General features: G+C 60.8%; 1 protein-coding gene. It reads right to left on the bottom strand.

Features of this window, described 5'->3' with window-relative positions; translation table 11 throughout:
- Positions 1 to 337: MCP four helix bundle domain-containing protein (locus tag AB4Y43_RS40545; RefSeq protein WP_368730296.1), on the bottom strand; the 337-nt coding region annotated here is incomplete at both ends.

The raw sequence follows: 337 nt of genomic DNA, 5'->3' as shown, positions 1-337 counted from the left end.
TCAGCGCCATCGCTTCTGCCTGTTTGTTCGCTCGTCCGAACGCACGGATCTGCTGGTCGACTTCGAGATACTTCGACATGAGCGTCTGGATATCGGCATACGCCGTCTTCTCTTCCGCCTCGGTAATAAGCTTCTCGTACTCGGCCGATGCGCGCCGGTAGTCTGCAAGGCCGGCGTCGATCCGGGCGTCCGCTTCCTGGCTTGCGGACGGCGTCTGGGCACCGGACGCGCGGTATTCGGCGAGGCTAATCGCACGCAATCCCGCTTGCATCTGCAAGCTGCTGCGCACGCTGGGCAACCAATTATCGCGGAGTTGGGCAACGTGATCGTTTTCACT

Source organism: Paraburkholderia sp. BR10872, from assembly GCF_040965835.1.
In the GTDB taxonomy this organism is placed as follows: domain Bacteria; phylum Pseudomonadota; class Gammaproteobacteria; order Burkholderiales; family Burkholderiaceae; genus Paraburkholderia; species Paraburkholderia nodosa_A.
This window is presented reverse-complemented; position numbering and strand designations above follow the sequence as displayed.